Consider the following 24,572-nt stretch of genomic DNA (forward strand, 5'->3'; position numbering starts at 1 on the left):
TTGAGCGGGCTTCCATGAAGGCTGATCTTGCCATGAAGCGCTATTCCAGGACGATGCTGGCCTTGCTGCCGCTGCTGGTGCCGACCGGCGCGTGGGGGCAGCAGGCTTCGCTGCCGATCACCGCGCCCAAGGCCGAGGCACCGCAGCTCAGCGTGCCGGTGCAGGCGGCTGCGGCCAACATCAACATTACTCCGCGCCGCGTGATCTTCGATCGCACGAAGCGCACCGAGGCGGTCTATGTGTTCAACCAGGGGACGACGCCGGTGACGGTCGACGTGGCGCTGGTCGACAACGCGATGCTGCCTTCGGGCGAGATCGTGCCGCTGGCGCGTCTGGTTGAACGCGGTGCTGCAGCCGAAGCGGTGGGTGCCAAGGTCCGTTCTGCCAAGCCCTTCGTGCTGGCAGCGCCGAGCCGGCTGACGCTGCCGCCGGGCCAGGGCAAGACGATCCGCGTGCGCGCCACGCTGGCCGACGGCGCCGACACGAGCGAATATCGCACGCATCTGACCGTCACTACCGTTCCTGCGCCCGATACCGGGCTGACGGCGGAGCAGGCGGCGGCTGCGGAAAAGGGCGAGCTGGTGCTGCGCATCCAGTCGGTCTTCGGCATCTCGATCCCGCTGATCGTGCGCGGCGGAGAGCCGGACGCGACCGGCAGCATCGGGCCGATTGCGGCAGCGACGGTGCGCGAAGGGCCTGCCCTCTCGGTCACGCTGCGCCGCAAGGGTGTGACATCGCTCTACGGCAACCTTGAACTGCGCACGGCCAAGGAGATAGTCGGAGTCGCACGCGGCATCGCGGTCTATCCCGAAGCCGACGAGCGCGAGGCACTGGTGCCGCTGCTGCGCCCGCTGAAGAAGGGCGAAGTGGTGACGGCGACCTACAGCGCGGACGACGGCAAGAAGCCCGTCGCCATCGCCAGCGGGACCTATACCGCCCCCTGACATGCTGACAACGCTGGGTATCCTGGCCCTGGCCGCCGCTGGCAACAGCGGCGCGCTGGAGGGACCGGTTGCGCCTGCGCAATCCGCCGACGCCGCGCGCGAGGCGGGCTTAGCCACGCGCGCCCTGTCGACGTCTGGGCTGCCCGTGCCCGCATTCGGCAATGACCTGCTGCTGTTCTCGGTCCAGCTGGACGGCACCACGATCAGCGAGGCGCTGACCGCTTATGGCGATCCCGCCGATCCGCTGCTGCCGCTGGGCGAGCTGTCGCGGTTGCTCGAGATCCCGCTCGACATCGATGTGGGCAATGGCATCGCCTCGGGCCGCATCGGTGAAGGGCAGCGGCCGATCACCATCGATCTGAAATCCGGGCAGGCGCTGATTGGCGGCAAGGTTGTGGCGCTGGTGCCACCCGACAGCCTCATTACAGAAACCGACATCTACCTGCGCGCCTCGCTGGTGGCCAAACTCCTGCCCTTGCGCATCACGTCGGTGGCTGACGAGATGATCCTGACGCTGGAGGCGACCGAGAAGCTGCCGCTGCAGGCGCAGCGCGAGCGGCTGGCGCGCATGGCAGGCCTTGCAGGGGCACCCGAGCAGCAGGATGATGCGCTGCGCGTGGCGACGCCCTATCGCTGGGTGGGCGCGCCCTCGTTCGATTTCACCAGCGAGCTTGGCTACAACCGTGAAGGCGGGGCGCGTGGCGGACGGGCTGTGACGCGGTTCGAGGGGCGCGTTGCCGCCGACCTGCTGCAGACCGGCTTCTCGGCGTGGCTTGCGACAGACGATCAGGGCAAGCCCTCCTCGGCGCGCGTGGCGTTTACGCGGCGGTCGGAGGAAGGGCGGCTGCTGGGCGCGCTCGGCGGCACGTCGGCCTCGGCGGGCGATGTGTTCACGCCGCCGCAAGTGGTCGGCGCGCGCAGCCTTGGCGGGGCGGGCTTCGTGTTTTCGTCATCGCGGTTGGACGAGGCGAGCGTGTTCCAGCGGATCAACCTGCGCGGCGAGCTGCCGCTGGGCTATGACGCTGAGCTTTACGTCAACGACATCCTGCGGTCCGCACAGCGTGGATCGACCGCGCAAGGGCGCTATGAGTTCAACGACATTCCGCTGGTGCGCGGGCGCAACGCGCTGCGCGTCGTGCTCTATGGCCCGCGTGGCGAGCGGCTCGAGCGGACGCGGGTGATCAACGTCGGCGGCGGGCAGCTGGCGGCGGGCAGGACCACGGTGGACCTCGGCGTGGTGTCGCAGGACCGCACGCTGATCGACCTTTCTGACGCCAACCTCAGCGGCTTCGGCAAGGGCAAGGGCGACTTGCGCGCGACATTCAACATCGCGCACGGGATCAGCGAGCATGTGACAGTGGCGGCGGGGCTTTCGCGGTTCACCGACTTTGGCGGGGCGAGCCATACGATGGGCTCGCTCGGCACGCGCACCTCGCTGATGGGGCTTGCGGTGCAGGCCGATCTGGCGAGCGATTTCGGCAAGGGGCGCGCGGTCTCGCTCGGGCTGGCCGGGCGGATCAAGGGGATCAGCTTCCTTGGACGGCACGTGGAATATGGCGGCGGTTTTGCCGACGAGGCCAACATGCTGTTCGATCCGGGCCGTCCGATGCGCCGCTACAGCGAAGTGGTGTTCGACCTTGCCGTGCCGCTGCCGGGCTCGCTCGGCCTGCCGGTTTCAGGCCGCTTCGAGCGCGCCGAATTCAAGGATGGCGGGCAGACGCTTTCGGCCCGCGCGCGGACCACGGCCAATGTCGGACAGACGCTGCTGGCGATCGGGGCGGACTACAGCCGCCGGACGCAGGGGAGCTTCTCGGACACGCGGATCAACGCCAATCTCGGCGCGATGCGGCTGATCGACTACAAGTGGCAGCTGCGCGCGACGGCCGATTTCCGCCTGAAGCCGGGCACGCGGCTCGACACGCTGGGCTTTGCTGCCGACCGTACGATCGGCGAGCGCTACAGCCTGCGGCTCGGCGCGACGCGCAACTTCTCCGCCAGCGACACGGCACTGCAGGCAGCCTTCACCGCACGCCTGCCGATGGCGACGGCAACATTGGGCGGCGACTGGTCGACCAGCCAGAACCGCTGGCGGGTTGGCATACAGCTCAACTTCGGGATTGCCCGCGATCCGCTGAAAGGCCGCTATCGCATGACCCCGCCCGGCCCCGCCAACGGTGCGAGCGCAGCGCTGCTGGCGTTCATCGATGCCAATGCCAACGGGACACGCGATGCGGGCGAGGAAGCGGTGCCGGGCGTGGTCATCCAAGGCGGCGGACTGAAGGCAGTGACCGACGCACAGGGGCGTGCATTCGTGACGGGGCTTGGCGATGGCACTATGACGTCGCTGCGTGCCGATGTCTCAGGCGCGGAGACCATGTTCGTCGCCCCGCCGCCGCAGAACATCACATTCGCCGCGCGCGCGGGGAATGTCGCGCAGATCAACTATCCGATGGTGCCGACGTCTGAATTGGTCGCGCGCATCCGCTTCCGCGGGCGCGAGGGCTCCTTGAGCGGACTATCGGCGGTCAAGCTGCGGCTGGTCTCGGCCAAGGGCGTGGTCGTGCAAGGGATGACCGAGTTCGACGGCACTGCGGTGTTCGACGAGGTCAAGCCGGGCAGCTATGCGCTGGAGATCGATCCCGAACAGGCCACGCGGCTTGGCATGCACTTGAAGGAACCCGTGTTCGTGACCGTGGGGGCTGACGGACGCAGCATTGACGCTTCGGGCGAAGTCGCCTTCAACCAGCCGACACAGATGGTTTCCCGCTGATGCTGCGCTTGTTCCTCCTGACCCTGATGCTGCTGTTCGCCGGAAGCGCGGCGCAGGCCCAGACATATTCGGTGGACACCATCACCGACGCGAACTTCGGCGACATCGTCTCGGCATCATCGGGACAGACAGTGTTCCGCTCAAGCGCGACATCGGGGGCGGTGACCCTGCTTTCGGGGAGCGGCGTGCGGCTGTCAGGCTCGGGGGCGAACGCCGTGGTGACGATCTCGTGCAGCAACACCAGTGCCTGCAATTCGACCAACGTGCAGGTGACGCTGGCGCTGGCGGGGACGCCGACGGGTCGGTTGAACTACATCACCGCAATCAGCATCGCCAACGGCACTGCGACGATCACTTCGGCATTCAGTGCGGGCAGCTATATCGTGATCAACCTTGCGCCGATCCCGCGCAGTTCGGCGCGCACATTCCTGATCGGATTCGACCTGCCGGTGGATGGCAACGATTCTGCAGACCCGACAGGCAACGCGGTATCGTCATACATCATCACCGCGCAGCGCTCCTTCGGCGGGGGCGCGGATTCGCTGGTCGGCAACATCCTCGCCAAAGTGATCCGGCCGATCAGCATCGCCAAGACGCAGGACCTGCAGTTCGGCAGCGTGACCCGGCCAAGCAGCGGTTCGGGCACGCTGACTTTGACGCCGGGTGGCGTGGCCTCGGTGACCGGCACCAATGTCCGCCGCTTTCCCTCGCCCGCCGCGACGGCGGCCCGGTTCACTGTGGCGGGCGAAGGCGGGCAGGCGGTGACGGTTTCGGTGCCGAGTTCGGTGACGCTGTCGGGCAGCAGCGGATCGGTGACGGCGACGCTTTCCAACACTGGCGGCGGGGCGCAGGTGCTGAGCGGTTCGACCGGGACGGCAGGCAGCGTGCAGGTGAACGTGGGCGGCACGGTGCCGCTCTCGGGCTCGAGCGCGTTGGGGACGTTTACGGGGACGGTGACGGTGACGGTGCAGTATAACTGAGTGGTGGTGCTTTGAGCTTGGGCTTCGAGCTTTGCTTTGGTTTTGAAGGGTTTGTGGGATTGCACCGTCATGGGCCCCGGCCTGCGCCGGGGCGACGGAGTCTTTTTCGGGTTTGGGTGGGTTCCAAACTCTCATCGCTCCCTCTTCCACCCGTCATTCCGGCGAAGGCCGGAATCCATTTCCTCCGTCGTGCAAGGTTGAGCCGTCGTGGGTCCCGGCCTTCGCCCGGATAACGAGGTTGGTGTGACGGGACGCCTCGCCCTCAGTTGACCTGACGCTCCCGCCCTGCCCAGTAGGGTTCGCGCAAGGTGCGGCGGAGGATCTTGCCGGAGGGGTTGCGGGGGAGTGCTGCGATAACGTCGACCGACTTGGGGACCTTGAATCCGGCGAGCCGTTCGCGGGTCCAGTCGATGATCGACTGCGGATCGATGGCGTGGCCGGGCTTGGGCACGCAGACGGCCTTGACCGCCTCGCCCCAGGTCGCGTCGGGCACGCCGATGACGGCGACTTCGAGCACATCGGGGTGGCCGTAGATCGCGCTTTCGACCTGCGCAGGGTAGACGTTCTCGCCGCCGGAGATGATCATGTCCTTGATGCGGTCGTGCATGTAGACATAGCCGTCCTCGTCGAGGTAGCCGGCGTCTCCGGTGGCGATCCAGCCGTCGGACGTCATCGTTTTGGCGGTGGCTTCGGGCAGGTTCCAGTAGCAGAGCATGTTGTTGGACGAGCGGGTCTGGATTTCGCCGATCTCATTCGGACCCAACGCCTCGCCGGTCTCGCCAATCACGCGGACTTCGACGCCGGGAAGCGGTTTTCCAGCCGAGCGCATGCGCTGGTTGCCTTCGACGCAGTGGTCCTCAGGGGGAAGCATGCAGATCGTGCCGGTGGTCTCGGTCATGCCATAGGCCTGGATGAACTCGGCCTTGAACATGGCGATGCATTCGCGCAGCAGCACCAGCGGGATCGGTGAGGCGCCGTAGATGATGTATTTCACGCGGCTGAAGTCGACGCTGGCGCAGTCGGGGTGGTTTAGCAGCATCTGCAACGCGGCGGGCACGATGAAGAAGCGGGTGACGCCCTTTTGCTCCACCGCGTCGAACACCGCGCGCGGTTCGAATTCGGCAAGGACCACGCCGGGGAGCCCTGCCCCGATGGCCATGACGCCAAGGCCGGTGCCGCCGATGTGGGCGCAGGGCATGGCGACGAGGATCGCCTCGTCGTCGGTCATCGTGGTGTAGGGTTGCGCACTGCCGATGGACTGCTTGCGCAGGCCGAACAGGTTGCGGTTGGACAGCACTGCGCCCTTGGGATTGCCGGTGGTGCCCGAGGTGTAGAGCTGCAGCACGGCATCGTCGGGTCCGGCGGCCTCGAAGAGGGCGGCCTCCTGCGCATCGATCCAGCGCCACGCGTGCTCCTGCGTCATCGCGATGCGGACATCGGGCAGTGCGCTGAAGGCATCGGCGAGACCTTCGAAGCCTTGACCGAGGAACACGACCTTGGCCTGGGCATCGCTGGCGATCCACGTGGCTTCCGCCGGAGCAAGCCGCCAGCCGATCGGCACCATGACCACGCCAAGGCGCGCGGCGGCGAAGAACAGGGTGAAGTAGAGGGTGCTGTTCTTGCCGAACCAGGCCACGCGATCGCCCTTCACGAGGCCGAGATCGCGCAGGCCTGCGACGACTTGCGCGGTGGTCTGCTCCAGCGCGCCATAGGTCAGCGTGCGGTCGGGACCGTCGAGCGCGGTGCCTTGCGGGCGGTCATCGGCCCAGAAGCGAAGGAACTCCTCGAACGTGAACAGGTCCGCGGTGCGCTCTGCTGTGGTAGGCATTGCGGTGGCGGACTTCACGGCTGGATCGGCCATGTCTTGCTCTCCCAAGCGATTTTGCGCAGTTAATCACGCAATTAAGGTTGGGCGCAAGGGTGGTGTTCGTGACAGTGTGTGTGTCGGGTGCGACAGACCGCCTCAAGCCTCGGCCATGGCCTTCTTGTAGATGCTGGTCAGGGGCTTTTCGAACAGGCGCATGACCATGGGTTCGAAGAAATCGAGCGGCAGGGTGTCGTAGTCCGGGTCGAACGCGGGGCAATCGTACTTGTCGATGAATTCGGCGGTGGCGGCGGCATGGGGGTGGTCGGCGAACTTGTCGCGCAGGTTGCGGTCAAGGCCGATGAAGTGGAAGAAGTTGTAGCCCTGGAAAATGCCGTGGTGCTGGACGATCCACAGCAGTTCTTCCGACACGAACGGCTTGAGGATGGCGGCGGCGATGTCGGGGTGGTTGTAGGCACCCAGCGTATCGCCGATGTCGTGCAGCAGGGCCATCACGACGTAGTCCTCGCTGCGGCCGTCGCGGTGGGCGCGGGTGGCGGTCTGGAGGCAGTGGGTCAGACGGTCGACCGCAAAGCCGCCGCAATCGCCTTCGAGCAGGCGCAGGTGATCGAGCACCCTCGCCCCGCCGCTCTGCGCATGGGGGCGCAGGTGGGTCATGATCGCGTCCCAGTCTTGCTGGGTGCCCTCGGTCATGGTGTGGAACTTTGCCCTTGGCAGGTCTTCCATCGCGCTTGTCCTCTCCCGCGCGCCTTGTTCGGCGCGGTTGTTGCGGGAGAGTGTATCGCGATTATGCCGCTTGGGAAGATGGTTGGGTCGCAAATATCCGGTCGGGCAGCGAAAGCGCGAGGGCGAGGCATCCGGCGAGGAGGACGAGGATCACGCCGAGCGCGGCATAGACGCCGCCGGGGCCTTGAGCCGTCACGGGTCCGCCCAATGCAAAGTAGGCGCTGCCAACGAGGGCTATGCCGAAGGCGCTGCCCATTTGCAGCACGGTCTTGAGGATGCCGCTGGCCGCGCCTGCGTGGGACCGGTCCACCCTCGCGAGAGCAACGGGCGAGACGGGACCGGACAGCGTGCCCATGCCGACGCCTGCCAGCAGCAGCGCGGGCAGGAGCAGCGGCAGGCCGGGACCGCCCCATGCGATCCAGCCGAGCGCTGCGGTATCGGCCACGAACAGCGCGAGCGAGGCGCAGACCATCACCCACTTGCCCGCCTTGGCAAGGTAGCGGCGGCCGAGAAAGCCCATGCCGATCATAACGCCCGCGCTGAACGGAATGTGGACGAGACCGGTCTGCAGGGGCGAGAAGCCGAGCCGCGATTGCAGCGCGTGGGCGAAAACGAAGAGGAAGCCGGTGTTGGCCGCCGAAAATACGAGGCCGATCAGCGCGCCGGTGCGGAACAGGCGGTTGTGGATCAGTTCCGGCGGGAAGATCACCGGGCGACCGGCGCTTGCCCGGGCGACGAGACCGCGCCATGCCGCCCACATCAGGAAGGGCGAGGCGGCGAGAAGCGCGAGGCTCCCCGTATCGAGCCCGGCATGTTCGCCGCGCACCAGCGGGAAGAGCATGGCCGCCAGCGCCGCGCCGAACGCGAGCGTGCCGATCACATCGATCCGCCCGCCCTTGTGCGCCACTTCGCGCGGCAGGTAGCGCCAGCCGGCGATGAACGCCGCGATGCCGATGGGCAGGTTGATCAGGAACACGGTGCGCCAGCCGAGGCCTGCAATGTCTGCCGAGATCAGCAGGCCGCCGATGATCGGCCCGGCAATGCCCGCAAGTCCGCCGATCACGCCGAACCAGGCAAGGCGTCCGATGCGCTCGACGGGATCGTAGAGAATCTGGATCACCGCCATGACCTGCGGCGCCATGACCGCGCCTGCCGCACCCTGCATCACGCGCGCGGCGATCAGCAGTTGCGGGTCTGCCGCCATGCCGCAGAGCGCCGAGGCCACGGTGAAGCCCGCAACGCCGGTGAGGAACATCGCCCGGCCGCCAAACAGATCGCCAAGCCTGCCGCCAAGGATCAGCAGCAGCCCGAAGGCGAGCGAATAGCCCGCCGCGATCCACTGCGCGGCGCTGCCGCCCAGATCCTGCCCGCGCGCAGCGAAATCGGCCTGCATGGCAGGCAGCGCGGTGTTGATGATCGTGACGTCGACGATCTCGAGCACCAGCGCGGTGATCAGGGTGAAAAAGGCTAGACTTTTCTGCCGCTCGGTCATGCCGGCGATGGTCGGGGAGGTCACCTCAGATAGTGCCTTCGCGGAGCATCTTCACCGCAGCATCGCAGGCCCGCGCCGTCAGCGCCATGTAGGTGAGCGAGGGGTTCTGGCAGGCCGACGAGGCCATCTGAGCGCCATCGGTGACGAACAGGTTGGGGATGTCGTGCGCCTGGCTCCACTTGTTGAGCACTGAAGACTTCGGATCGAGGCCCATGCGCGCGCCGCCCATTTCGTGGATCGCGGTGCCGCCGGGGCCGGGTTGGTCGAGTCCCATGATCACGTTGCCGCCTGCAGCCGTCATCATCTCGGCAGCGTCGGCCTTGGCCTGCGCGAGGGCGGCCTGCTCTTCCTTGCCGAAGGCGAAGTCGACGTGGAGTTGCGGGATGCCGAAGCGGTCGGTCTTGACCTTGTCGAGCGTCAGGCGGTTGCTGTCACGCGGCACGCAATCGGCGAAGGCGACGAGGACGAAGCGCCACATGCCGGGCTGGTGGAGCTTGTCCTTCAGCTCTGCACCGATCCCAGCCTCGCGCTTGCCTGCGCCCCAGTTGCTCTGCAGCGCGCCGCCCTGGAACGAGTAGCCGCGAGTGTGGCCGACGCCGTCCATCGTGTCCATGTTGCGATAGCGTGCGATGATTGCGCCGGTCGGGCGGTTGCCGAAGGTGGTGCGGTCACCGAACTGCGGGAACAGCGCGATGGTGGACAGCGTGTTGGCGTGGTCCATGATCTGCGTGCCGAGCACGCCGCTGGAATTGGCAAGGCCGGTCGGCATCGCCTCGCTGCGCGAATTGAGCAGCAGGTGGACCGAGTTGAACGCGCCTGCATTGAGGAACACGAGACGGGCGGTGGCTGAGGCGCGCGTGCCGTCCCTGGTGTTCACGTAGCGCACGCCCGTCACGCGCTTCGTCTTGGGATCGTAGTCGACCGCCTCGACGATGGCGTCGGTCACCACCGTGAGATTTCCGGTCGCCTTGGCGGCGGGAAGCGTGCTCGATTGGGTGGAGAAGTAGGCCCCGAACGAGCAGCCGCGCGCGCAGATCGAGCGGTTCTGGCAGGCCGAGCGGCCCTCGTCCGGCTTGGCCTCGGTCATGTTGGCGACGCGACCGATGGTGACGCAGCGGCCGTACTTGTCGGCCACAACCTTGCGCACGTGCTGTTCGACGACATTGAGTGCCATCGGCGGCTGGAACTTGCCGTCGGGCAGCTGGGGCAGGCCCTCAGCCGCGCCCGATACGCCGATAAACTCCTCGACCTTGTCGTACCATGGCGCGAGGTCGGCGTAGCGGATCGGCCAGTCGGTGCCGTGGCCGTCGCGCTTGTTTGCGCCGAAATCGTAGTCGGACCAGCGATAGGACTGGCGGCCCCAGGTGAGCGAGCGGCCGCCTAGCTGGTAGGAGCGGAACCAGGTGAAATCGGTCTCCGGCGCGGTCGCGTAGGGGTTTTCCTTGTCGTTGACGAAGTGGCCTTGCGTGAACTCGTTGAAGTGCCGGTTCTTCATCTGGACCTGGTATTCGCGGACGTACTGCGCTGCATCGCCAAGGCCCCGGAACGGCATTTCCCACGGCGTCTTCATCTCGGTCTCGTATTCGCCGTGGACGATCTCGCGCCCGCGCTCGATCATCAGGACCTTGAGGCCTGCCTGCGTCAGTTCCTTGGCCGCCCAGCCGCCGGTGATCCCGGAGCCGACCACGATTGCGTCGAATTGCATGTCAGTCAGTCCTGTATCTTCAGCCGAAATCGACGGCGGTCCAGTCGTTGGAGATGGCGCGGAAGTCCGGTGTCAGTGGCAGGTCGGGGTCGAAGCGACCGGGCACCGGCTCGTAGCGCAACTCCTGCGATCCGCCGACTTCGCTGGTGTAATAGCCGGTGAGGATCAGGCCCTTGATCGCCTTCCACGGGCTTTCGCTCTCGCGGCTGGCGAAGGCCTCGGCATCGAGCGCCTTGAGCACCGCGAAACGCTTGTCCGAAGGGGATTTGAGGAAATCGCCGCCTGCGCGGGTGTCGAGTTCTTTTTCCAGCCATGCGACGTGGCGGATCGACCCGTCGTTGCGGGCAAAGCGGGCGAAGGCGGTCGGGTCCTTGAGCGGGGTGCGCGAACCGTCAAGGCCGTGGGCCAGTGCGAGGATGGCGAAGTCAGCCGCCCCCACCTCGCCTGCGCCGGGCGTTGCCGAACGCGGGATGACCAGCTGGCTGATGTCCTTCATCAGCAGCCGCTGGCGATCGGACGGCGCATCGGCCGATTCGAGGCGGGTCAGGCTGACGGCGGTGGCAGGAACCCCGAGCGCCAGCGCGACGAGCGCCGATGCGCTGACGAACTCACGGCGGTTCCAGCCACGCTTTGCACTTTGCGGCATGAGGCGATCATTCTCCCTTGCGCAGGACGCCGGTGACAGCGCTGCGTCAATATAAGAATGAATACTCTAATTTGGATGCCGTGCGCAAGAGGGTTGCGCGTGGAGCTGGCAGATCAACAGAAAACGCTGACTTTCAGCCCTTTGCCCGGGCTTCGCAGATCTCGCAGAGCGCGTGGATGATGGCGCGGACGATCTCGTCCTTGAGGCTGTAGAAGCGCACTTGCGCAGCGACGCGGCTGTCGACCACGCCTTCGTCACGCAGGCGGGCGAGGTGTTGTGAGACGGCGGACTGCGACAGGCCAGTGAGTTCTACCAGTTCGGTGACCGAGACCTCGCCCTCGTCCATGCGGCAGAGCATGAGCAGCCGCTCGGGATGGCTCATGGTGCGCATCCGCCCGGCCATGGCGGCGGCATTGGTCTTCAGATCGGCAAGGCTGGCGGGCTTCATGACACGATCAGATAACGCCGATTGAGCCGCGCACAAGAGCGGCAAAGCAATTTAAATTCGACTTGTCTTATATTAGATTTTAATTATATTAAGGACAGAGGAGTTACCCGCCATGTCCGACTTGCCCCTCACCACTGCCATTGCTCAGGTCCGTGCCGCGCGCGCGACTGGCCTCGTGCCGGTGGTGACCACTTTCTTTGATGAGGCGACGTTTACCGCCACGCATGTCATCCACGATCCCGCCACGCGCCGTGCTGCGGTCATCGATCCGGTGCTGGATTTCGATCAGGCTTCGGGCCGCACCAGCCATGCCTCGGCGGATCGCGTGATTGCTCACGTCGAGGCCGAGGGACTGACGGTTGACTGGCTGCTCGAAACCCATGCCCATGCCGACCACCTCTCTGCCGCGCCCTATCTGCAGGATAAGCTTGGTGGCAGGATCGTGATCGGCACCGCGATCGCCACCGTGCAGGAGGTGTTCGGCCAGGTTTTCAACGAAGGCCCCGCCTTTGCCCGTGACGGCAGCCAGTTCGACCTGCTGATGGATGACGGCCATGCCTTCAGCGTCGGCGGGATCGATGCCATCGCGCTTCACGTGCCCGGTCATACGCCCGCCTGTCTTGCCTTCGTGATCGGCGATGCGGTGTTCGTCGGCGATACGCTGTTCATGCCCGACTATGGCACTGCCCGCGCCGATTTCCCCGGCGGCGATGCACGCACGCTCTATCGCTCGATCCGCCGTCTGATGGCTCTGCCGGAAGAGACGCGTGTTTTCCTGTGCCATGATTACAAAGCCCCCGAGCGCACGCAGTTCGTGTGGGAGACGACTATTGGCACGCAGCGTACGGGGAACGTCCACGTACATGATGGCGTGGGTGAGGACGCGTTCGTTACCATGCGCGAGGCGCGCGATGCTACGCTGGGCATGCCCCGGCTGATCCTGCCATCGATCCAGGTCAACATGCGCGCAGGCCACCTGCCCGAGCCGGACAGCAATGGCGTGCGCTATCTCAAGCTGCCGGTCGACCTGCTGTGATCTGGGACATGCAGCACCTGCTGGCGAGCCTTTCGGGGGTGATCGTCGGCTTTGTCCTCGGCCTTGTCGGCGGGGGCGGGTCGATCCTTGCCGTGCCGCTGATGGTCTACGTCGTGGGCGTTGCCAGCCCGCATCTGGCCATCGGCACGAGCGCGCTGGCGGTGGCAGCAAACGCGCTGTCCGGCCTTGCCAGCCACGCCCGCGCGCGCAACGTCAACTGGCGCTGCGGCGGCATGTTTGCCACCGCAGGCGTGCTCGGCGCGCTGGGCGGTTCGACCATCGGCAAGGCAGTGGACGGGCAGAGCCTGCTGGCACTGTTCGCGGTGCTGATGTTCGTGGTTGCGTTCCTCATGTGGCGCGGGCGTGGCGCCGAGGGGATCGAGGGCGTGGTGTGCAACCGCGACAACCTGCCGCGCGTGTTGACGTTTGGCGCGGGCACCGGGCTGCTCTCGGGCTTCTTCGGAATCGGCGGCGGCTTCCTGATCGTGCCGGCGCTGATCGCCAGCACGTCGATGCCGATTGGCCGCGCCATCGGCACCTCGCTGGTCGCGGTCAGCGCCTTCGGCCTTGCCACGTCGCTGAACTATGCCGCCTCAGGCATGCTCGACTGGCCGATTGCCATCGCGTTTATTGCTGGCGGTCTGGTGGGCACGGTGCTCGGCACCAAAGCCTCGACCCGCCTCGCCGCCAGCAAGGGCACGCTCAATACGCTGTTCGCGGGGCTGATCGTGGTGGTCGCGCTGTACATGCTGGCGCGGAGCGTGCCTGCGCTGATCGCCTAATCGGGCTGCGGCGTGCCGGGCGCAGGTGTTTCCACCAGTTCGGCGATCTCGAAGGCGAAGCTTATCCAGCCGCGCGTCTTTGCCGCCTCCTGCGCGGGGGCGCGTTTCTTGCGGGCTTCGGCGAGTGAGCGGGTGTGGCCCCAGAACACTTCGGTCTTGCCGTTCTCGAGCTCTGCGACGATGCGCCAGTAATGGGTGAAGCTGTCCGTCGTCGGCCCGATGGTCTTGACGTAGCCATCGGGCATCGTCGCGGTGAGGTATCGGCGGCGGCGCTTGCTCATCGCCGCCTTCGTGGCGCAATGCGCGCGCCGGAGCAATCAACGAAAGCAACTTGCGGCAATGACAGACGTTTCCGCTTGCGCGCACAGAACATAGAAACTAGGGGCCGTGGCCAGTCGGGGAGTAGCGCAGCCTGGTAGCGCATCTGGTTTGGGACCAGAGGGTCGTAGGTTCGAATCCTATCTCCCCGACCAATTTCCTTTCGATCAGACGTTGTCCTTGCCAGGCGATGCCAGCACGCGGGGCAGCGTTGCGCCAAGAACGGTGAGCAGTTCGGGGCCGTAGGATGCGCTGTTGCGTTCGACTTCGGCCTGGGTGATCCGCTCTGCCCCTTGCGCGCCGAACAGGACGACCTCTTGCCCGAGCGCGATGCTGTCCTGAAAGCCGGTGACGTCGGCCATCAGGGTGTTCATCGTCACACGCCCGACCAGCGGGAAGCGCCGTCCGCCGATCAGCACTTCGCTGCGATTCGTGGTTTCGCTGGCAAACTCCGGGCGGTTGGCATGGCTGAAGGCGCGGCGGTAGCCGTCCGAATAGCCGAGCGGGATGTTGGCCAGCCAGCTTTCGCGCTCGAGCCTGTAGGTGCGGTCGTAATTGACCGTCTGTCCTGCGGGGAAGTGGTTCACCGCCGCGACGCGCGACTTGATCGTCATCGTCTGCACATAGCGGTCGGTCTTCACGCTGCCGGGATCGCCGTAGAGCAGGCCGCCCACCCGCACCATGTCGAGCCGCGTTGCCGGGTGCTCAAGCGTGGCGAAGGAATTGGCGGTGTGCCGGACCACGTTCTTGCCGATCAGCCCTTCGGCCTGAAGCCAGCCGATATCTGCTTCGAACCGGGCGAGCTGGGCAAGGATGTCGTCAGCCGTTTCGCTCGGGTAATGGGTCATTGCCCCGCGCACTGCCAGCCCTTCGGTGCCAAGCAGGGTGCGGGCATCGGCCTTGCCCCATGGGCTCGACAGTTCCAGCCCGTTGCGCGACATGCCGCCGGCGTTGAGCGCGAGCTGCACCGGCAGGGGGCTCCGCCCGCCGCGCTTGCGCCACATCGCAGCGAGGCGCTTGGCGGCCTCGGGATTGGCGACAAGCTCCACGATCCCTAAGGCGAGGCCATCTTCCATCTCATCGGGTGCGGCAGCGCGGATGCGCTGCAGGCGTCCGCGATAGCCCAGCGCCCGCGCGACGCGCGCCTCGTCGTTGGCGGTGATGGCAACGTCGGTGATGCCGAGCTTGCGGATCGAGGGCATGAGCAGGGCAATGCCGTTGCCATAGGCATCTGCCTTCATCACCGCGCAGAGGCGGGCGGGACCGACCACGGCGCGCACCGCCTGCACGTTCGCCTCGAAGCTTTGCGCGTCGACCTCGATCCAGCCGTTGCGACGGGACGCGGATGCTGCGGTCAGGCCGAAGTTGCCGGGCGAGAGGACCGGCGTGGCGGCAGCCTCTGCGGCCATAAGCCCCAGCGCTCCACCGCCAGCCTGGAGGAAGGCCCGGCGCTGCATCGTCACTTTGCCCCGCGCTGCAGGAACTGCCCGGGACTAGCGCCGGTCGGCTTGCCATCGCGCGCGACCACCGCGCCGTTGACGATGACCAGCGCCACGCCCTCGGCCAAAGCGGCGGGGTTCTCGACTGTTGCCTTGTCCATCACCCGCTCGGGATCGAACAGGACGAGGTCAGCCTTGTATCCGGGCTTAAGCAGGCCGCGCCCGGCGATGCCCAACTGCTCGGCGGTCTGGCCGGTCATCTTGTGGACCGCCTGCGCAAGCGTCAGCCGCTTCTGTTCGCGCACGTAGAGCCGCAGGATCTTGGCCATGGCCCCTGCCCCGCGCGGATGGCGCGAGCCGATGGCTCCGTCCGAACAGATCACGCTGTGGTCCCATGCGATGAAGTCGGCGACGTCACGCGGGTCCATCGCCGTGCCGATGACCGCTTCGGCGCGACCGCCATCGGGGTGTGCGGCGCGCCATGCCTCGGCGGTCTGGATCAGCCAGAGGTAGGTCTTGGCCGGTTCTTCGCCGCGCATCGCCGCAACATCGGCAATGGTCTTGCCGACAAGCGAGGGATCGGGCGCGTAGAAGCCGAGCAGCATGCCCTTCGGCGTTGTCAGGTGAGTCAGGGCAAAGCGGGCCGCTTCGATGTCGGCATAGTCGCGCTTGGGGAACAGGACGGTGAGCGTGGATTGCCAGTATTCGTAAGGATAGACGTCGGCAGTCACCTTGATGCCTGCTGCGCGTGCGGCATCGAGTTTGGCGAGGACCGCCTTGGCGGTGCCCCACTTGTCGACCACGCCAAGCTTGATGTGCGAGACCTGCACCGGGATGCCGGTCTTGCGGCCGATGTCGAGCAATTCGTCGAGCGCAGCGTCGAACGTGACGTCCTCGTTGCGCATGTGGCTGATGTAGCGGCCGCCGCCTGCCGCCGCAGTGCTGGCGAGCGCGACGACCTCGTCATGCGCGGAATAGATGCCGGGATCGTATTCGAGGCCCGTGGACAGGCCGAGTGAGCCTGCGGCCATGTCTGCCGCGAGCAGCTTTTGCATCGCTGCCACTTCGGCAGGCGTTGCCACGCGCTTGTAGTCCGCGCCCATCACGCGTTCGCGCAGCAGGCCGTGGCCGGTGTAGCTGGCAACGTTGATCGCGGCGGGGTGTGTCCGGAACTTCGCGGCGACATCGGCAAAGGGCGCGTCGCTGTCGCCATCCTGACCGATGACGATGGTCGTCACGCCTTGGGCCAGCACCGGCGGCATGGCAGGGTCGGCATAGTCGCCCCGGTCATGGTGGCTGTGCGCATCGATGAAGCCGGGGGCGAGGACAAGGCCCTTCCCGTCGATCACCGTCTCGCCCTTGCGGGGCTTGAGTGGGCCGACTGCGACGATGCGCTCCCCGTCGATCCGCACGGCTGCTTTACGCCCCGGCGCGCCGGTGCCGTCGATCACCGTGGCGCCGGTTACAAGCGTTGAGGCCTGCGCTGTTGCGCTCGCGCACAGACCAACCGCCAGCATAAACATCAATTTGCGCATGGATTGCCCTCCTGCGGCGATGAGTGACGCAGGGGCACGGCAGCTGGCAAGCGCAAGGCCTTGGCGAACGACGCCTAAGGCCTTGCGATCCTTGAGACAATTTTTGTTGTGAAGGGGCTTATTCCACCGTCACCGACTTGGCGAGATTGCGCGGCTGGTCGACGTCGGTGCCCTTGGCAACGGCGACGTGGTAGGCGAGCAATTGCACCGGCACAGCATAGACCAGTGGCGCGATCAGGGGATGGACACGTGGCATCTCGATCGTGGCGAGGCAGCCCTCGCCCGCTTCGGCAATGCCTTCGGCGTCGGAGATCAGCACGACTTTGCCGCCGCGCGCGCGCACTTCCTGCATGTTGCTGACAGTCTTTTCGAACAGCGGTCCTGAAGGCGCCAGCACGATCACCGGCACCGCCTCGTCGATCAGGGCGATGGGGCCGTGCTTCATCTCTCCGCTGGCATAGCCTTCGGCGTGGATGTAGCTGATTTCCTTGAGCTTCAGCGCGCCCTCCAGGGCCAGCGGATAGTCCGGGCCACGCCCGAGGTAGAGCACATCGCGCGCAGGGGCGATGAGGTGGGCCATCCCGGCAATTTCCTCGTCATGGGCGAGCGCTGCGTTGAGGCAGGCGGGGGTTTCGACCAGTTGCTCGACGATCTCGGCCTCTTCCGCACGCGTCAGGCGTCCGCGCTTGACCGCAAGGTGCGCGGCGAGCGCGGCGAGCACGGCAAGCTGGCAGGTGAAAGCCTTGGTCGAGGCGACGCCGATTTCCGGGCCGGCGTGGGTCGGCAGCAGCAGGTCCGCTTCGCGCGCCATCGAGCTGGTCGGCACGTTGACGACGACGGCGATTGTCTGGCCTGCAGCCTTGCAGTGCCTGAGCGCGGCCAGAGTGTCCGCCGTCTCGCCGCTCTGCGAGATGAACAGGGCGAGGCCGCCCGGCTCGAGCACAGGATCGCGATAGCGGAATTCGGAAGCCACATCGATGTCCACTGGCAGGCGGGCGAACTGTTCGAACCAGTACTTGGCGACCATGCCGGCGTAGAAGCTCGTGCCGCAGGCGACGATGGTGACGCGGTTGATGCTGGCGAGGTCGAAGTCGATCTGCGGCAGGGCGACAGTCTGCTCGACCCGGCGCAAGTACGAGCGCAGGGTTTGCGCCACGACCACCGGCTGCTCGAAGATCTCCTTCTGCATGAAGTGGCGGTAGTTGCCCTTCTCGATCGCGGCGGCGGTGGCGCCCGAGGCGACGATGGGGCGATCGACGGGGTTGTTGTCAGCGTCGAAGATCTGCGCGCCCTCGCGGGTGATGACCACCCAGTCGCCCTCTTCGAGATAGGTGATGCGCTGGGTGAGCGGGGCGAGTGCGAGGGCGTCGGAGCCGAGATAGGTCTCGCCCTCGCCGTATCCTACCACCAGCGGCGAGCCGAGGCGCGCGCCGATCAGCATGTCGTCATGGGTACGGAAGGCGATGGCGAGGGCGAAGGCCCCGCGCAATTGTGGCAGCACGGCCTTGACCGCGTCCTGCGGCGAAAGCCCTGCCTCGACCTGCTCGGAGACAAGGTGGGCGACGACTTCGGTGTCGGTCTCGCTCTCGAACTTGCGGCCGCGGGCGATCAGGGCGTCGCGCAGCACCTTGAAGTTCTCGATGATGCCGTTGTGGACTAGCGCCACTTCGCCGGTGGCGTGGGGGTGGGCGTTGCTCGTGGTCGGGGCGCCGTGGGTGGCCCAGCGGGTGTGGGCGATGCCGATCAGGCCCGAGGCGGGATTGCGCGCGAGTTCGAGCACGAGGTTGCCCAGCTTGCCCTCGGCGCGGCGGCGCACCAGATGGCCGTCCTCGACCGTGCAGATCCCGGCCGAGTCATAGCCGCGATACTCCATCCGCCGCAGGCCATCGACCAGACGGTCTGCCACCTGTTCCTTGCCGACGATTCCGATAATTCCGCACATTGGGGGATGGGCTTTCGCTTAGAGAGTATAGGGTACCCGGATGCCCGGCAGGTTAGCCGGGAAATCCTTGGTATTTCGTGTGACAAGAATGCTGCCGTTGATCTGTGCCGTCGCCAGCACCATCGCGTCGGGAAGGGGCATACCGTGTCGGTGGTGCTGGTCGGCGGCAGCAATCGCTATGCGCCCGTCCACCTCTACGATTTCAAACGGCAAGATTAAATCGCGGACATGATCGCGCGTCTCGAGAGGCTCGCAAGCGAGGATCTCGGCCCAGACCAGGCGGCTTATACGATGGCGGCGATAGCGCGACAACTCCGCGCGCGCCTGCGGCACGTCGCGCAGCCAGTCGGCCAGGATGCAGGTATCGAAGAAGGGATCGGACAAGCGTCAGCCTTCCGCGCGTGCGCCACGGCCGCTGGCACGGAGCCCGCGCTGGCAATCCAGACCATCGCCAAGGTCGCGCCTGTCCTTCCAGTATCCTGCGCCGCGCACGATCCAGTCCGACCGACCGGGCAGCGGCAGACTGGCCTTGTATGCGCTGACCGCATCGCGCAATACCGCCGCACGCGATTTGCCCTCTTCGGCCGCGCGGGCGTCGAGCCAGTCGATGTCGACTTCGGGAAGGTCGGCGAGAATGCGTGCCATTATGATATCATGATATGATATCGCGCTATCGTCAAGTCACCCTCTCGGCTATCCAGGGGAGATTGCGTCGATCATGGACGCTGCATAACCTCTGATTCGTTGTCGCATCGTGAACAGGGGGAGAAGCGATGTCCGATCTCAAGGTCTATCATCTGCCCGGCGCCTGGGGCCTGGTCTCGGTCAGCCCGTTCTGCCTCAAGCTGGACAGTTTCCTGCGCATGACGGGAATCGCGCATCAATCGATCACGGCCGCCGCACCATTTCGCGGGCCGAAGAGGAAGGCGCCGTGGATCGAGCATGAGGGGCGGACGATCGGAGATTCCACGCTGATCATCGCCTACCTGAATGAGCGGTTCGGAGTCGACCCCGATGCCGCCCTCACCTCAACCCAACGCGGCACGGCGGTGGCGATCCAACGCCTGGTCGAGGAAAATCTCTACTGGGCCATGGTTCATGACCGCTGGCGAAGGCCGGAGAACTGGCCGATCCTGAAGAGCACGGTCCTTGGCCGCATCCCGTCGCCGATCCGCAACCTGCTTGCCCCGATGGCGCGGCGGGGAGTGAAAGCCCAGATCAACGGCCATGGCCTTGGTCTTCATGCCGAAGCGGAAATCCAAGCCATCGCCGGCCGTGACATCGATGCCCTAGCCGCCCTGCTTGGCGACGGGCCCTGGTTCTTCGGCGCAGAACCAACCGAGACCGACGCGGTCGTCTTCAGCCTGCTTGCCAATATCGCCTTTGTGGACTTCGCCAGCCCGATGAAGCCGATGATCGCAGGACATGCCAACCTGACGGCGTTTCTGGAGCGATTCAGGGCGATGTTCTACCCATCAGCCGTGGAGGCCCGGCGCGATTAGCGCCTTCGCGGAACGCAATGCCTCCGCTCCGTTTGCCTGTGATGAAGCCTTGGGCCGCCCCGGGTTTCAGGCGCGAGTGACGACGTTCGCACGGTGCCACTGGAACGTGAACACCGCCTCCTGCGGCCCTTCCCTGCCCAGTCGCTGCAGCATGGCCATGCCATCCTCGATGCTCGGCACGTGCCCCTCGGCCACGAACCAGAGGGCCATGGACGGCTCGATCCGGTCGAACCACTCCCCCCGTCGTGCCAGCACCGTGCGGTGATCCGCCTGCCGATAGGCGAAGTCTTCGAGCGCCGCCACGTCGCGCCAGACCGACATGTTGATGATGAAATCGGGATCGTCGGGAATGGCCGCAAGATCGGTCGCATTGTTGCCTTCGCCCACCAGACGCCAGATGAAACCGTCCGAGGCTTCGGCCATGGCGTTTACGTTGTCGAGCGCGGCCATGAAATCGGCGTTGGCCGGATGGTCGCGGGGCAGGCGGAAACGGGCGACGTTGATCTGGGCAATGGGCATGAGTGTCAGCCCTTCTTCTCCGCCTTCTTCTTCTTCATCGCATCATGAAACCGGTCGGCCCAGCCGGGCTTTACCAGTTGCTCGGCCCGGACCATGCGCAGTTCGCCGTCGGCCACATCGCGCGAGACCGCGCTGCCTGCGGCGACGATGGCATCTGCGCCGATCTTCACCGGCGCGATCAGGGCCGAGTTGGAGCCGATGAAGGCGCGTTCGCCGATGGTGGTCTTGTATTTGAAGTAGCCGTCGTAGTTGCAGGTGATCGTGCCTGCGCCGATGTTGGCCTCTGCGCCCACTTCCGCATCGCCGAGGTAGGTGAGGTGGCTGGCCTTGGCACCGCGGTGCATCACGGTGTTCTTCACCTCGACGAAGTTGCCGACCTTGACGTCCTCCTCCAGCTTCGCGCCGGGGCGCAGGCGGGCGTAGGGGCCGATGTGGACGCCGGGGGCGAGCGTTGCGCCTTCAAGGTGGCAGAAGGCATGGATCGTCACGCCATCGGCCACGGACACGCCGGGGCCGAAGAACACGTTGGGCTCGACCGTCACGTCGCGGCCCAGCACGGTGTCCCAGGCGAACCACACCGTCTCGGGTGCGATCAGGGTCGCGCCATCGGCCATGGCCTGTGCCCGGCGGCGCTGTTGCCAGCGGCCTTCGGCTTGCGCGAGTTCGGCGCGGGAGTTGATTCCAGCCACTTCGTCGGCGTCGTCCGTCACGACCACGGCACACGTCCGGCCATCGGCAATCGCGATGTTGACCACGTCGGGCAGGTAGTATTCGCCTTGGGCATTGTCGTTGCCGACGCGCGCCAGCAGGCCGAACAGGTCTGCGCTGCGTACCGCCATCAGGCCGGAATTGCACACGCGGCAGGTGCGCTCCTCGTCGGTTGCGTCCTTGTGCTCTACCATCTTCACGATGCGCCCGCCCTCGGCAATCACGCGCCCATATTGCAGCGTTTCGGCAGGTTCGAAGCCGAGGACCACGGCGGCGGGAGCGTCATCCTCGTGAAGCCGCGCAATCATCGCCTGCATCGTTTCGGTGCGGACGAAGGGCACGTCGCCGTAGAGGATCAGCACGTCGCCTTCGAAACCGGCCAGCGCCTCTTCGGCCTGCTGGACGGCGTGGGCGGTGCCCAGCTGCGGGTCCTGCACGGCAATCGTTGCCGAGCCGCCGAGTGCCTTTGCCAGCTGCTCGCGCCCATGGCCTGCGACGACGACTTGCCGTGCGGGGTTCAGCGCCGCAGCGCTCGCCATCAGGTGTTTGACCATTGGCCTGCCCGCGATCGGGTGGAGCACCTTGTGCAGGTCGCTCCTCATGCGGGTGCCTTTTCCGGCGGCGAGGACGATAGTTGCGATAGGCGTCTGGTCGGTCATGCGGGCACCATTGCCAGACAATTCTTGCGCTTTCCAGAACGGGAGGCCAGTTGCGCACACCATGGCGAAATTTCCTTATGACATTGTCGGATTCGATCTCGACGGCACCCTGCTCGACACCAGCCGCGACTTGGGCGTGGCGCTGAACCATGCGCTGGCGCTGGCCGGTCGGCCGCCAGTGCCGCTGGAGGAGACCAAGCGACATATCGGCGGCGGCGCGGCGCAGATGCTGCGTTCGGCGTTGACGGAATCGGGCGGGGTGGACGAGGACGCCTTCCCCGGCCTGCAGGCGCGGCTGATCGAATTCTACGGGCAGAACATCGCGCACCACACCACCTTGTTTCCCGGTGGCGCGGCGATGATGGATGCGCTCGACGAACGCGGCGTGAAGATCGCCATTGCGACGAACAAGGCCGAAGCGCTGGCGGTGAAGCTGTTCGAGGAAATGGGCCTGATGCACCGCTTCGCCTGCGTGATCGGCGGGGATACGCTGGGCCGCCACCGCGCCAAGCCGAAACCCGACATGCTCCACGAAATGGTCGAACGCTGCGGCGGTGGAAACGCGGCCTTCGTGGGCGATACGACATTCGATGTAGGCGCGGCAAAGGCGGCGGCCATGCCCGTAGTTGCTGTGCGCTTTGGCTTCAACGATGTGCCTGCCGATGAACTTGGCGCGGACGCGGTGATTGACCATTATGACGAGCTGGTGCCGACGCTTGAGCGTCTCGCCAGCGTGGCACAGAGCGTCTAGGCTCCTACCCATGACCGCCCCCCTTGCCTTGACCATCGGCGATCCTGCAGGCGTCGGACCGGAGCTTGCCGCTGCCGCATGGGCCCTGAGCGATGCGGAAGGCCTGCCGCCGTTTTTCGTGATCGGCTCGGCCCGCGTAATCGAGGAAGCGGCGCGGCGGCGCGGCATCACGGTGCCGGTGTGTACGGTGAAAGCGCCCGATGAAGTGGCCGCGTGCTTTGCCGGGGCCTTGCCGGTGCTGGACCTTGCCGACCTGCCCTACACTCCGGGCGAGCCTGATGACGCAGGCGCGGGCCTTGCCCTGAACGCGCTGGCGACCGCGACCGGCCTCGTCCGATCAGGCGCGGCATCGGCGCTGGTCACTGGCCCCATCGCCAAGAGCCTCCTTGCCCGAGTGGGCTTCGATCATCCTGGGCAGACCGAATTCGTCGCCGAGGCCTGCGGGGTGACGGCAGAGAACGCGGTGATGATGCTGGCGGGGCCGAGCCTGAAGGTCGTGCCGATTACCGTCCACGTGGCGCTGAGGCTGGTGCCGGACTTGCTGAGCGCCGAGCTGATCCGCAATCGCGCGGCGATCACTGCGGCGGCGCTGGTGCGGGACTTCGGCATCGCCAACCCTCGCCTCGCGGTGGCAGGCCTCAATCCTCACGCCGGCGAGGACGGGCGTATGGGGAGCGAAGACGCGGAGATCGTCGCGCCTGCCGTCGCCATGTTGCGCGAGGCCGGGTTCGATGCGTTCGGTCCGCTTCCGCCCGACACGATGTTTCACGCCGAGGCGCGCGAAGGCTACGACGTGGCCATCTGCATGTACCACGATCAGGCGCTTATACCGATGAAGGCGCTCGATTTCGATGAAGGCGTGAATGTCACGCTGGGTCTGCCGATCATTCGCACTTCGCCCGACCACGGCACGGCGTTCGGCATCGCCGGGACCGGCAAGGCCCGCGTCGGCCCGACTATCGCGGCACTGCGCATGGCGGGGGAATGTGCAGGCCGGAGGGGTTTGGCATGACCGACCTCCCCCCACTTCGCGACGTCATCAATCGCCACGGCCTCTTCGCCACCAAGGCGCTGGGGCAGAACTTCCTGTTCGACGAGCAATTGCTCGACCGGATTGCCCGGGTGCCTGGCAAGCTCAAGGGCGAGAACGTCCTTGAAGTCGGCCCCGGCCCCGGTGGCCTGACCCGTGCCCTGCTGCGCGCTGGCGCGAATGTCACTGCGATCGAGATGGACAAGCGCTGCCTGCCTGCGCTCGCTGAATTGTCGGAAGCCTTTCCCGGCCAGCTTACGGTGATCGGCGGGGATGCGACCAAGATCGATCCGGCGACGCTGTTCGACGGGCCTTGGCACGTGGCGGCGAACCTGCCCTACAATGTTGGCACGCAGCTGTTCACCGGCTGGCTTTCAGGGCAGGACTGGCCGCCGCAGTGGAAGTCGTTGACGCTGATGTTCCAGCTTGAGGTGGCCGAGCGCATCGTCGCCGCGCCCGGAACCGATGCCTATGGCCGCCTTGCCGTGCTGGCGCAGTGGCGCGCGTCTCCGCGCATCGCGATGAAGGTCCACCGCAGCGCCTTTACTCCGCCGCCAAAAGTGATGTCGGCGATTATCCATGTCGAACCCGGCGCGATGCCCGAAGGCGTCTCGGCGCGGATGCTGGAGCGCGTCACCGAAGCCGCCTTCGGTCAGCGCCGCAAGATGCTGCGCCAGTCGCTGAAGGGATTGCCGGGGGCGCTGGACTCGCTGGAGGTGCTCGGCATCGATGCACAGCGGCGGGCCGAGACCTTGAGCGTGGAGGAGTTCGTCTCCATCGCGCGGGTGCTGACGAAGTAAGGGCGGACCCGCAGG

The 24,572-nt window shown here is 66.2% G+C and carries 23 protein-coding genes and 1 tRNA gene; 10 read left to right on the plus strand and 14 right to left on the minus strand.

Features of this window, described 5'->3' with window-relative positions; genetic code table 11:
* The first annotated feature begins 14 nt into the window (after positions 1 to 14).
* Genes ACZ1JW_RS01930 through ACZ1JW_RS01940 form a run of 3 tightly spaced genes read left to right on the plus strand, consistent with a single transcriptional unit; the run spans position 15 to position 4,694 of the window.
* Positions 15 to 944 carry a fimbrial biogenesis chaperone gene (locus tag ACZ1JW_RS01930; RefSeq protein WP_465125134.1) on the plus strand — a complete coding sequence of 310 codons (930 nt, stop codon included), beginning with the start codon at positions 15 to 17 and terminating at the stop codon, positions 942 to 944.
* 1 nt (position 945) lies between these two features.
* Positions 946 to 3,714, plus strand: coding sequence for a hypothetical protein (locus tag ACZ1JW_RS01935; RefSeq protein ID WP_465141751.1), 2,769 nt, complete (start codon positions 946 to 948; stop codon positions 3,712 to 3,714).
* Positions 3,714 to 4,694: a DUF4402 domain-containing protein gene (locus ACZ1JW_RS01940; protein WP_465141752.1), complete on the plus strand. Its 981-nt coding sequence runs from the start codon at positions 3,714 to 3,716 to the stop codon at positions 4,692 to 4,694. Before ACZ1JW_RS01935 ends, ACZ1JW_RS01940 begins: the two co-directional genes overlap by 1 nt.
* A 262-nt stretch (positions 4,695 to 4,956) precedes the next feature.
* On the opposite strand, the gene ACZ1JW_RS01945 is transcribed toward ACZ1JW_RS01940, so the two are convergent.
* The 6 genes from ACZ1JW_RS01945 to ACZ1JW_RS01970 form a co-directional block, all read right to left on the minus strand.
* Positions 4,957 to 6,555 carry a fatty acid--CoA ligase gene (locus tag ACZ1JW_RS01945; protein ID WP_465141753.1) on the minus strand — a complete coding sequence of 533 codons (1,599 nt, stop codon included), beginning with the start codon at positions 6,553 to 6,555 and terminating at the stop codon, positions 4,957 to 4,959.
* Positions 6,556 to 6,657: 102 nt separating this feature from the next.
* On the minus strand, positions 6,658 to 7,245 hold the full coding sequence (locus tag ACZ1JW_RS01950; protein WP_465141754.1) for an HD domain-containing protein: 588 nt from the start codon (positions 7,243 to 7,245) through the stop codon (positions 6,658 to 6,660).
* Positions 7,246 to 7,306: 61 nt separating this feature from the next.
* Positions 7,307 to 8,761, minus strand: a complete 1,455-nt coding sequence (locus tag ACZ1JW_RS01955; protein WP_465141755.1) for an MFS transporter — start codon at positions 8,759 to 8,761, stop codon at positions 7,307 to 7,309.
* A 1-nt stretch (position 8,762) separates the two neighbouring features.
* Positions 8,763 to 10,442, minus strand: coding sequence for a GMC oxidoreductase (locus ACZ1JW_RS01960; protein WP_465141756.1), 1,680 nt, complete (start codon positions 10,440 to 10,442; stop codon positions 8,763 to 8,765).
* Positions 10,443 to 10,461: 19 nt separating this feature from the next.
* Complete coding sequence (locus tag ACZ1JW_RS01965) at positions 10,462 to 11,088, minus strand: gluconate 2-dehydrogenase subunit 3 family protein (protein ID WP_465141757.1); 627 nt, start codon at positions 11,086 to 11,088, stop codon at positions 10,462 to 10,464.
* Between the two features lie 133 nt (positions 11,089 to 11,221).
* Entirely contained in the window at positions 11,222 to 11,536 is a 315-nt protein-coding gene (locus ACZ1JW_RS01970; protein ID WP_465125126.1) for an ArsR/SmtB family transcription factor, read from the minus strand.
* Between the two features lie 112 nt (positions 11,537 to 11,648).
* On the opposite strand from ACZ1JW_RS01970, the gene ACZ1JW_RS01975 reads away from it, so the two are divergent.
* On the plus strand, positions 11,649 to 12,572 hold the full coding sequence (locus ACZ1JW_RS01975) for an MBL fold metallo-hydrolase (RefSeq protein ID WP_465141758.1): 924 nt from the start codon (positions 11,649 to 11,651) through the stop codon (positions 12,570 to 12,572).
* 8 nt (positions 12,573 to 12,580) lie between these two features.
* Positions 12,581 to 13,354 (plus strand): sulfite exporter TauE/SafE family protein, encoded by a 774-nt coding sequence (locus tag ACZ1JW_RS01980; protein ID WP_465141759.1) that lies wholly within the window; start codon positions 12,581 to 12,583, stop codon positions 13,352 to 13,354.
* On the opposite strand, the gene ACZ1JW_RS01985 is transcribed toward ACZ1JW_RS01980, so the two are convergent.
* On the minus strand, positions 13,351 to 13,635 hold the full coding sequence (locus ACZ1JW_RS01985) for a hypothetical protein (RefSeq protein WP_465141760.1): 285 nt from the start codon (positions 13,633 to 13,635) through the stop codon (positions 13,351 to 13,353). The genes ACZ1JW_RS01980 and ACZ1JW_RS01985 overlap by 4 nt on opposite strands.
* Before the next feature lie 115 nt (positions 13,636 to 13,750).
* On the opposite strand from ACZ1JW_RS01985, the gene ACZ1JW_RS01990 reads away from it, so the two are divergent.
* Positions 13,751 to 13,827 (plus strand) — tRNA-Pro (locus tag ACZ1JW_RS01990).
* Positions 13,828 to 13,839: 12 nt separating this feature from the next.
* Here the strand turns inward: ACZ1JW_RS01990 and ACZ1JW_RS01995 are convergent.
* From ACZ1JW_RS01995 to ACZ1JW_RS02015, 5 genes are all read right to left on the minus strand, one after another.
* A complete protein-coding gene (locus tag ACZ1JW_RS01995; RefSeq protein ID WP_465125122.1) occupies positions 13,840 to 15,129 on the minus strand; it encodes an alanine racemase in 1,290 nt (429 codons plus the stop codon).
* 2 nt (positions 15,130 to 15,131) lie between these two features.
* Positions 15,132 to 16,646 carry an N-acyl-D-amino-acid deacylase family protein gene (locus ACZ1JW_RS02000; protein WP_465141761.1) on the minus strand — a complete coding sequence of 505 codons (1,515 nt, stop codon included), beginning with the start codon at positions 16,644 to 16,646 and terminating at the stop codon, positions 15,132 to 15,134.
* Positions 16,647 to 16,764: 118 nt separating this feature from the next.
* Positions 16,765 to 18,588 carry a glutamine--fructose-6-phosphate transaminase (isomerizing) gene (glmS, locus tag ACZ1JW_RS02005; protein ID WP_465141762.1) on the minus strand — a complete coding sequence of 608 codons (1,824 nt, stop codon included), beginning with the start codon at positions 18,586 to 18,588 and terminating at the stop codon, positions 16,765 to 16,767.
* Positions 18,589 to 18,606: 18 nt separating this feature from the next.
* The gene (locus tag ACZ1JW_RS02010; RefSeq protein ID WP_196276403.1) at positions 18,607 to 18,972 is read right to left on the minus strand and encodes a type II toxin-antitoxin system VapC family toxin; all 366 of its coding nucleotides are present in this window, start codon (positions 18,970 to 18,972) and stop codon (positions 18,607 to 18,609) included.
* A gap of 3 nt (positions 18,973 to 18,975) precedes the next feature.
* Positions 18,976 to 19,233 carry a CopG family transcriptional regulator gene (locus tag ACZ1JW_RS02015; protein ID WP_465125119.1) on the minus strand — a complete coding sequence of 86 codons (258 nt, stop codon included), beginning with the start codon at positions 19,231 to 19,233 and terminating at the stop codon, positions 18,976 to 18,978.
* A gap of 128 nt (positions 19,234 to 19,361) precedes the next feature.
* Between ACZ1JW_RS02015 and ACZ1JW_RS02020 the strand changes: the two genes are divergently transcribed.
* Entirely contained in the window at positions 19,362 to 20,090 is a 729-nt protein-coding gene (locus ACZ1JW_RS02020) for a glutathione S-transferase family protein (RefSeq protein ID WP_465141763.1), read from the plus strand.
* A gap of 66 nt (positions 20,091 to 20,156) precedes the next feature.
* Here ACZ1JW_RS02020 and ACZ1JW_RS02025 read toward each other — a convergent pair whose 3' ends face one another.
* The gene (locus ACZ1JW_RS02025) at positions 20,157 to 20,609 is read right to left on the minus strand and encodes a DUF3291 domain-containing protein (RefSeq protein WP_465141764.1); all 453 of its coding nucleotides are present in this window, start codon (positions 20,607 to 20,609) and stop codon (positions 20,157 to 20,159) included.
* Positions 20,610 to 20,614: 5 nt separating this feature from the next.
* Positions 20,615 to 21,976 carry a bifunctional UDP-N-acetylglucosamine diphosphorylase/glucosamine-1-phosphate N-acetyltransferase GlmU gene (gene glmU, locus ACZ1JW_RS02030; RefSeq protein ID WP_465141765.1) on the minus strand — a complete coding sequence of 454 codons (1,362 nt, stop codon included), beginning with the start codon at positions 21,974 to 21,976 and terminating at the stop codon, positions 20,615 to 20,617.
* 61 nt (positions 21,977 to 22,037) lie between these two features.
* Between glmU and ACZ1JW_RS02035 the strand changes: the two genes are divergently transcribed.
* From ACZ1JW_RS02035 to rsmA, 3 genes are read left to right on the plus strand one after another with little or no spacing between them, the layout of a single operon-like run.
* Positions 22,038 to 22,727 carry an HAD-IA family hydrolase gene (locus ACZ1JW_RS02035; protein WP_465141766.1) on the plus strand — a complete coding sequence of 230 codons (690 nt, stop codon included), beginning with the start codon at positions 22,038 to 22,040 and terminating at the stop codon, positions 22,725 to 22,727.
* 10 nt (positions 22,728 to 22,737) lie between these two features.
* Complete coding sequence (gene pdxA / locus ACZ1JW_RS02040) at positions 22,738 to 23,739, plus strand: 4-hydroxythreonine-4-phosphate dehydrogenase PdxA (RefSeq protein ID WP_465141767.1); 1,002 nt, start codon at positions 22,738 to 22,740, stop codon at positions 23,737 to 23,739.
* Complete coding sequence (gene rsmA, locus ACZ1JW_RS02045) at positions 23,736 to 24,557, plus strand: 16S rRNA (adenine(1518)-N(6)/adenine(1519)-N(6))-dimethyltransferase RsmA (protein WP_465141768.1); 822 nt, start codon at positions 23,736 to 23,738, stop codon at positions 24,555 to 24,557. Before pdxA ends, rsmA begins: the two co-directional genes overlap by 4 nt.
* Positions 24,558 to 24,572: the final 15 nt, after the last annotated feature.

It is taken from the genome of Novosphingobium sp. BL-A-28-Hi1-0D (genome assembly GCF_055521755.1).